Genomic DNA, 2,460 nt, shown 5'->3' on the forward strand with positions numbered 1-2,460 from the left:
TCTGCCGTCAGCAAGTTCAGCTCGGCGATCTTCGCATCCGGACGGCTTACGATCGTTACGAGCAGCTGCTCGTAATGCTTCGCCAGCCGTTCGATCGTCTCCCTTTTGTAGAGAGCCGTCGCATATTCGAAGCTGTAATCCAAGCCGCCGTTCTCCTCGCCCACATCCAAGCTGATATCAAACTTCGCGGTATCCAGTGCGCTCGGATAAGGAATCAGGCGAAGCCCTTCCAGCTCAAATTCCTCGTTCTCCGTATTCTGCATCGTAAACAGCGTGTCGAAGAGCGGATTGCGGCTTAAATCACGGGTGACTTGCACCTTGTCCACCAATTCTTCGAACGGATAGTTTTGATGCTCGAAGGCGTGGAGGGTCGTTTCTTTGACTTCGTTCAGGTATGACAGGAATGTCTTCTCCGAAGACGGATAACTGCGGATCGCCAGCGTGTTTAAGAACATCCCGATCAACGGCTGCACATCTCCATGATTCCTTCCGGCAATTGGCGTACCGACGATCACGTCTTCCTGACCTGAATATTTATGCAGAAGCACGTTATACGCCGCAAGCAGCACCATAAACAGCGTCGTGCCTGTTTCCGCGGCCAGCTGCTTCAGGCCGTCGGTTTTCGATGCGTCGAAGAAAAACTCCAGCGTTTGACCTTCGTAGCTCTGCACGGCTGGACGCGGATAGTCGGTCGGCATTTCCAGCACCGGAAGCTCACCTTGGAACACGTCCAGCCAGTACGCCTCCTGACGCTGAAGCCGTTCCTTCTGCTCCTGCGAATGCTGCCAAACGGTGTAGTCTTTGTACTGAATGCGCAGAGGCTCCAATTGCTCGCCGCCGTACAAGCGGACGAATTCTTCAACAAAGATTTCCATGGAGACACCGTCGGAAATAATATGATGCATGTCGTACATTAGAATATGGCGTTCCGGAGCCAGCTCGACAAGGCCTACCCTCAGCAGCGGAGGCTTCGCCAAGTCAAACGGACGGACGAAACGGCGAACCGTCTCTTCGGCCTCTTGCTCATCTACTCGATAGAACTCCACGGCAAAATTCACGTCCTGGTAAAACCGCTGCGATGCTTCGCCATCCACCATTTCGAACCCGGTGCGCAGCATTTCATGCCGCGCCAAGAGGTTATGGAACGCTTCTTCAAACCTTGCCCGGTCCAAGGCACCCTCCAGCAGCATCGCTTCCGGCATGTTGTAGCTAAGCTCCGCGCCTTCCAGTTGATTCAGGATAAAGAGACGTTTTTGAGCAAAGGATTGCGGGTACACCTCTCGGTCATCCGCCACCGGAATGGCAACGAAGGTCTGCTCATCCAGCCGGGAAATGGCGGCCGCCATGCTCTCGATCGTGGAATGGCGGAACACGTCGCGCAGCGGCAGATCCACGCTCAGTTCCTTGTGCACCTTGCTGACCAGCGTCGTCGCCCGCAGGGAGTGGCCGCCGATGTCGAAGAAGTTGTCGTGAACGCCAATCTCCTTCGCAAGCCCCAGCACCTCCTGCCATATCGCCGCCAGCTTCGTTTCCAACTCATTGCGCGGTGCGACGTACTCCGTTCCGCTTCCCGCTTCTCCTTCCGGCGCTGGCAGCGCCTTCCGGTCAATCTTTCCGTTCGGCGTCAGAGGCAGGCGCTCCAGCTCCACGAAGTACGACGGGATCATGTACCCTGGCAGCTCCTGCGCCAGCGCGCTGCGCAGAACGTTCACTGCCAACTCCGCTCCGGTATCCGGCGTGTAATACGCGCATAGCGCCTTCTGCCCGTTCGCGTCACTTCGAACCAGCACCACCGCTTCGCGCACGCCTTCCACCCGCAGCAGCTGCGACTCGATCTCGCCCGTCTCAATCCGGTAGCCCCGGATTTTCGCCTGGTTGTCGATCCGGCCGATGAAGTCCACGTTCCCGTCCTCCATCCACCGCGCCAAGTCGCCCGTGCGGTACAGCCGCTCGCCCGCGGCGAACGGGCTGTCTACGAACTTCTCTTCCGTCAGCTCCGGACGGTTCAAGTACCCGCGCGCTACCCCGACTCCGCCGATAACCAGCTCGCCCAGCACCCCGACCGGCACCGGGTTCAGGTGCGCGTCCACAATGTAGAATTTCGCATTCAGCCACGCTTTGCCGATCGGCACATGGCCGGTCTGCGGCAGCTTCGCCAGCTCCTCGTCGTAGAAGCTGGAGTCGATCGCCGCTTCCGTCACGCCGTATGCGTTGATGATCCGGAACAACGAGCCGAAGCGTTCCTGCAAGGTCCGGTAATCCGCCACGCTGCAGCTGTCCGAACTCGTGATCAACAGCTCCATCCCGCTCATATCCAGCTGCTGCTCGTGCACGTACTCCAGGAACGGCACGATCAGCGCCGGCGTCGATTCGAAGATCGTCACTTGCTGCTGGCTGATCCAGTAGTGCAGACGAGACGGATCGATCCGGTCGTCCTTCGGCACAATCACCATCGTGCCT

The 2,460-nt window shown here is 58.3% G+C and carries 1 protein-coding gene; it reads right to left on the bottom strand.

All coding sequences use genetic code 11. From position 1 onward, the window contains the following. Positions 1-2,460, bottom strand: a 2,460-nt coding sequence (locus tag DQX05_RS30025; protein WP_147385255.1) for a condensation domain-containing protein, incomplete at both ends; no start/stop codon positions are given.

The sequence above is a fragment of the Paenibacillus thiaminolyticus genome (assembly GCF_003591545.1).
Classification (GTDB): Bacteria; Bacillota; Bacilli; order Paenibacillales; family Paenibacillaceae; genus Paenibacillus_B; species Paenibacillus_B thiaminolyticus_A.